Below are 4,987 nucleotides of genomic sequence, written 5' to 3' on the forward strand. Positions count from 1 at the left end.
GGGGTCGTTCGTATAAACGTAACCGCCCCACCCCGTGCAGGGGGTGGGGCGGTCTGCACTGACTGGGTCAGAGCGAAGGATGACCGGCCGCAGGCGGACACAGGCACACCCGCGCGTCATCCTGCCCACTCCGGACATGCCGGAGTGGGCGCATGCACTGGGGGGTGGCATGTACCTAATGCACATCTTCCCCAGCGAGCTCGCGATATTTACCCAGCTGGGTAAAGACATGTCGCCATGATCGTTACAGCTTTATCGGGTGCCTCTCGACCCCATGCCCGACTGGGTATTCGCCCGCCGCCGGGTCATCGGGGACCGCATCCGAGTGATCCGGCGCCGCGCCGACCTCTCGCAGGTGCAGTTAGGGGAGCGGGTCGGCCTCGACCACAAGACGATCCACCGGTACGAGACCGCTCAACGCGCGCCGAGCCTCAACGAGCTGCTCCTCATCGCCGATGCCCTGCGCATTCCGCTCGCCGACCTCGTCCGCTGAGGAGCTCCGTCGGTCACCAGCCGATGCTCTGGCCCTCCGGGCCGACGGAGATGGTGAACTCCTCGACCGCCGGGGCCCCGGCCGCGCACCACTGGCCGAACCGCTCCTCCACGGCGTCCCACAGGGGCTCCGGGCCGCCCTGCCGGACGAGCCACCGGCCGCCGCCCTCCGAGTACACGGCGGCCCATGACCCGGTGTCGACGTCGACCAGGACGTCCTCGGTGCGGCCGTCCCGCTCCAGCGTCAGGCGTTGGGCATTTGGCACGGCGAGCTGGGCGACGAAGCGTGCGCCCCAGTTGTTCAGCACGTCCGCACCGACGGCGGTCTCGCGCTCCTTGCCGTCCTCCAGGTCGGGCAGCAGGCCCAGGGGCGGCGGGGTGTGCGGGCGGGCGAGCATGAAGTTGACCCCGCCGCCCAGCAGCGAACCGGACGCTGTGCCGTCCTGGTGGACCGTGAGGCGTGCGAGTTCGGAGGATCCGAGCCATCCGCCGACCGTCGCCAGGATCAGGCCGCCGGGCCGGGTCTGTTCCACCCAGGCCGCCGGCACGGTCCGTACGCCGCAGGTGGCGATGACCCGGTCGTAGGGTGCGCCCGCGCCGTCGCCGAGAAGCCCGTCGCCGGTGACGAGCGTCGGGTACATCTCAAGATGGCCGAGAGCCGCCCGGGCCTGAGAAGCCACCCACGGGTCGTACTCGATCGAGGTGACGAACTCGTCGCCGAGGCGGGCGCAGAGCAGGGCGGTCGAGTAGCCGGTGCCGGTGCCGATCTCCAGCACCTTGTGTCCGTCCTCGACCTGGAGGTCCTCCAGCATGCGCAGCACGAGCGACGGCAGGGTGCTGGAGCTCGTCGGCTCACGCGTGATCGGGCCGCGGATGTCCTCGGGGACGATGGTGCCGGCGATCTGGGTCACGAGGCTCTCGTCGGCGTAGCAGCCGTCGAGCCAGTCCGGGTCGCCTGCATGCACCGGCTCCCACGCCGAGTGGAACTGCGGCCCGGCCACACGCCGGAAGTACCCGCCGCGCAGGAACTCGTGCCGGGGGACCGCCGCGGCGGCGCGCCTCCACGGCTCGGTGCGCAGGCTGCCGCCGATCATCATCCTGTCGATGAGCTGCTGGTGCAGCTGGGCCTGGTCGGTGGTCACGATGTCCTCTCCAAGAGGTCTGTGAGGGCTGCGCACATGGGCAGGCCGGTCTCGGTCTCCAGCCAGTGCCACTGGCCGGAGGGGTTGCACTCCAGAAACCACCATCGGCCGTCCTCGCCGACTGCGAAGTCGAAAGCTCCGAAGACCAGCTTGAAGCGGTTCATGTAGCGGTGGAGCGCCGGCCGGATGCCGGGCGGCGCTTCCACGGGGGTGTAGGTGAGTCGGCTGTAGTCGGTGCGCCAGTCGAGGAGGTCGGAGCCGATGCGGACGCAGAACACGTCCCCGCCGATGACGGTCACCCGCACGTCGGCGACTTTCGGGACGCGCTCTTGGAAAAGGTGAGCGGTCCCGGCGACGTCGTCGTCGACGTCGTCTGCGGTCACCTCGGCGACTCTGATGGCGGACGAGACGCCGTCGACTCGGTATACCGGGGTGCTCAGCGGTTTGTAGATGACCGAGTCGTGCGCCTTGATGAACTCGCGGGCGGCGTCGGGGCTGGAGGTGATGAGGGTGGGCGGCACCAGGAACCCGGCGTCGACGGCCATGGCCAGCCCGGCCGGTTTGAACTCGGCGTCGCCGATGCGGTGCGGGTGGTTGACGTAGAGGCAGCCGGGCAGCGACGCCAGCACCCCGCCGAGCCCGTAGCGGGCCTGGGTGACGGCGAACCGGGAGTCCTGCACGTCGAGGTGCGGGAAAGCGAAGCCGGTCGGGCGCCGGTAGTACATGGACCGGACGTTGGCCAGGTCGGCCGTGCGGGAGGGCGTGACGAGACGGCCACCTAAGCCGTGCTCGGTGATCTCGGCCTCCACCGACAACGTGGCGGGGAAGTCCCCCGAGTCGAGCCGCACGACCGGGACATCCCGGTCGTGCAGCTCGCTGATCACCACGTCGGCGGTGGGGTCGTGCAGGCTGGTGACGACCAGCACCGGACGTGGATCAGTCACTGGTCGCTGTCGCTTCCCGTGTCGGAGTCGGGGGACGAGGGGTCACCATCCGGGCTCGTCCCCGTCGTGGGGCTCGTGCCGGTGGAGGTGCCGTGCTTGCCCATCTCCAGGGCGTGGCCGGCGTCGTCGTAGAAGCGGGCGGTCTGCGTGGCCGGGTCCAGTTCGGCGCGGGCGTAGGTCGGGGCCATGATGGGGTAGGGCGCCATGCGGCCGAGTCCCCACGGGCGGGCGGTGACGAGGCCCTGCGGGATGGCGGGGCTGGTGGGCAGGCGATCGGAGTGGACGAACATACCTCTCCCTCATGTCGTCGTAGTGGAGCGTGTGGACCCGCCCCGGGCCGGACCGTCCAAGGTGTGGCGGCCCGGGGCGGGAGTCTGGGGGTCGGTCAGGTGCTGCGTCGCGCCTGCCGGAACTCTGCGGTGAGGCGAGCGGCGGTCTCACAGGGGAGGTTGAGGTTCGCGCCGTTGTCGTCGGTGGCCCGGCAGGTCGGGCACGAGAGGCAGTGATCCCACAGGGCGGCCTGATCGGGCTTCTCGGCGAGGATCATCGGCGCACCTCCAGCGCGAGGCGGCGCAGAGCACGCCGGGTATCGCACAGGATGGGGTTGTCGACGCACTGCTCACAGGTGTCGGCGTGCACGCCGTACGTGCGAAGCGCCGCAGCGCGAACGCAGTCAGGGCATCCGCGAGGGAAGATCTTCACGCCGCCCGGCCCGGACCGCTCACCGAGGTCGACCGCCGTCTCGATCGTGAGCCGGGTCTGACACCAGACGCAGGCCGCGCCGCGTCGTTGCGTCTCCGGCAGGGCGGACGCACTGGGCAGTGGAAGCAGGGCGAGCGGCCCGACGTCCGCAGTGTCCACGGCCGGCATCAGCTGTCACTCCCGGCACCCTGTACTGCGGCCTTGTGGCATCCGCAGGAGACGATGTTCCACATGCGGCCGGTGCCCCGCTGTGCGCGTCCTGCCGGGCGCAGGGTGCGGCTGACGGCGCCGCAGTACCAGCAAGCGCGCCCGTGGAGGCGGGCGATGCTCACGGAGCCCTGCACCCGGACTGGCGGCTCTGCGTGGCTGCTCATCGCGGTTCCCATCTGCCCGTCCGGTGGTTACGGACAGATGATGTGCCGCTACAAGGAGCGCAAGGGATACAGCGTGTATCCCCTCAGATGGCGCCGATCCAGTCGGCGAAGCTCGTCAGCGACTCGGCGTCTGCCCGCTTCAGCCGGCGGACCGTCGCAGCGGCCTCGCGGGCCCACGGGTGCTCGCGGGTGTGCTGCGGTGCGATGTGCCGAGCGACCTTCAGCGACTCGAAGGCATCATCCGGGTGCCCGGCCCAGACCTGGGCGCGGGCCAGCTCGATCCAGAACCCCGACTGCCGCTCGGCTGGCAGAGATTCTGGGGGCGTCCACTCCTCCGCCACGTCCAGGGCACGGTGCACATGGTCTTGGCCCAGACTCACCGCCACGGAGACCTCATGGGCCCGTACGGAATCCGGGCCGAACGCCGTGCCGTCGTAGGCGTCCTCGGTGAGGGTGTCGCCCAGGCGCCGAGCGTCGGCGAGGTGCAGGGTCGCGGCGTTGGCGTCGCCAGCCCGCCCGGCGATGACGGCGGCTCGCATGTGCAGCGCTCCTCGCGCGGCGGTTGCCGCCCGGCCGAGAGGGCTGGGGCTGGCGTCGATGGCCCGCTCCAAGGCGGCGAGGCCCTGCGCGTGCGCTCGGGCGGCGAAGAACGTCTCGGTGCGGACGTAGGCGGCCGTCGCCTGGGCGATGCGGTCCTCGGTCTGCTCGGCAGCCCAGCGCATCAGCTCGACGAGCCGGGCGGACAGATCGCGGTGGCCGTACTTGTAGGCGACGGCGTCAGCGGAGCGCGCGGCGACCGCGAGCTGGTGGGCGGCGCGGAGCCGGTCGGCGCCCGTGGTGTGGTGTAGCGCTGCGAGGGTGTCGGCGAGGAGCTGCGGTGCGCGCTCGGCGATGCGGGCGTACTGGGCGCCGAGCCGCCACTCCACCAGGGTGCCGGTTGCCTCGTCGAGTTCGTGCGGCGAGCGAGGGGCCGCGTCGATGGGGATGTCGTAGGCCGCGATCGCCGCGGAGATGGCAGGGATGGCGGCGTGGACGCGGCTGTCCGTGCGGGTGCTGCCGGTCACGATGTGGCTCGGGTCGATGGTGAGCGCGGCGGCGATCGAGTCGAGGGAGTCGTCGCTGGGCGCGCGGGCGCCGCGTTCGATGGCCTTCACGGTGGAGAGGGATACGAAGGCGGCGCGGGCAAGTTCGGCCTGAGTCATCCGGCGGGCGCGGCGGATCGTGGCGATGCGCCGGCCTACCTCCCGCGTGCTGGGGCTGGGCATACTGGCTCCGTTCGGTGCGTCCACTCCGAACGGTAGCCGCGGCGTCACGCCACGGATACCGGCTTGCC

General features: G+C 71.1%; 7 protein-coding genes. 1 reads left to right on the plus strand and 6 read right to left on the minus strand.

From position 1 onward, the window contains the following. Window positions 1–274: 274 nt before the first annotated feature. Entirely contained in the window at window positions 275–493 is a 219-nt protein-coding gene (locus ABZ281_RS37690; RefSeq protein ID WP_356662535.1) for a helix-turn-helix transcriptional regulator, read from the plus strand. A gap of 13 nt (window positions 494–506) precedes the next feature. On the opposite strand, the gene tgmC is transcribed toward ABZ281_RS37690, so the two are convergent. The 6 genes from tgmC to ABZ281_RS37720 all read right to left on the minus strand — a co-directional run bounded on the left by tgmC (window position 507) and on the right by ABZ281_RS37720 (window position 4,919). Beyond that, a complete protein-coding gene (tgmC, locus tag ABZ281_RS37695) occupies window positions 507–1,634 on the minus strand; it encodes an ATP-grasp peptide maturase system methyltransferase (RefSeq protein WP_356662536.1) in 1,128 nt (375 codons plus the stop codon). Beyond that, complete coding sequence (tgmB, locus tag ABZ281_RS37700) at window positions 1,631–2,578, minus strand: ATP-grasp ribosomal peptide maturase (RefSeq protein ID WP_356662537.1); 948 nt, start codon at window positions 2,576–2,578, stop codon at window positions 1,631–1,633. The genes tgmC and tgmB overlap by 4 nt, the downstream gene beginning before the upstream one ends. Continuing rightward, window positions 2,575–2,868, minus strand: coding sequence for a putative ATP-grasp-modified RiPP (tgmA, locus tag ABZ281_RS37705; RefSeq protein WP_356662538.1), 294 nt, complete (start codon window positions 2,866–2,868; stop codon window positions 2,575–2,577). Before tgmA ends, tgmB begins: the two co-directional genes overlap by 4 nt. 95 nt (window positions 2,869–2,963) lie before the next feature. Next, complete coding sequence (locus ABZ281_RS37710; RefSeq protein ID WP_356662539.1) at window positions 2,964–3,125, minus strand: hypothetical protein; 162 nt, start codon at window positions 3,123–3,125, stop codon at window positions 2,964–2,966. Then, the gene (locus ABZ281_RS37715; RefSeq protein ID WP_356662540.1) at window positions 3,122–3,448 is read right to left on the minus strand and encodes a hypothetical protein; all 327 of its coding nucleotides are present in this window, start codon (window positions 3,446–3,448) and stop codon (window positions 3,122–3,124) included. The genes ABZ281_RS37710 and ABZ281_RS37715 overlap by 4 nt, the downstream gene beginning before the upstream one ends. A 289-nt stretch (window positions 3,449–3,737) precedes the next feature. Next, on the minus strand, window positions 3,738–4,919 hold the full coding sequence (locus ABZ281_RS37720; RefSeq protein WP_356662541.1) for a helix-turn-helix transcriptional regulator: 1,182 nt from the start codon (window positions 4,917–4,919) through the stop codon (window positions 3,738–3,740). Between the last annotated feature and the right edge of the window lie 68 nt (window positions 4,920–4,987).

Origin of the sequence: Streptomyces sp. NPDC006265 (assembly GCF_040613555.1) — a bacterium.
Lineage (GTDB): Bacteria > Actinomycetota > Actinomycetes > Streptomycetales > Streptomycetaceae > Streptomyces.

Coding starts and splice junctions, on each gene's coding strand:
- ABZ281_RS37690 (WP_356662535.1), top strand. CDS start 275: ATGCCCGACTGGGTATTCGCCCGCCGCCGGGTCATCGGGGACCGCATC.
- tgmA (WP_356662538.1), bottom strand. CDS start 2,868: ATGTTCGTCCACTCCGATCGCCTGCCCACCAGCCCCGCCATCCCGCAG.
- ABZ281_RS37710 (WP_356662539.1), bottom strand. CDS start 3,125: ATGATCCTCGCCGAGAAGCCCGATCAGGCCGCCCTGTGGGATCACTGC.
- ABZ281_RS37715 (WP_356662540.1), bottom strand. CDS start 3,448: ATGCCGGCCGTGGACACTGCGGACGTCGGGCCGCTCGCCCTGCTTCCA.
- ABZ281_RS37720 (WP_356662541.1), bottom strand. CDS start 4,919: ATGCCCAGCCCCAGCACGCGGGAGGTAGGCCGGCGCATCGCCACGATC.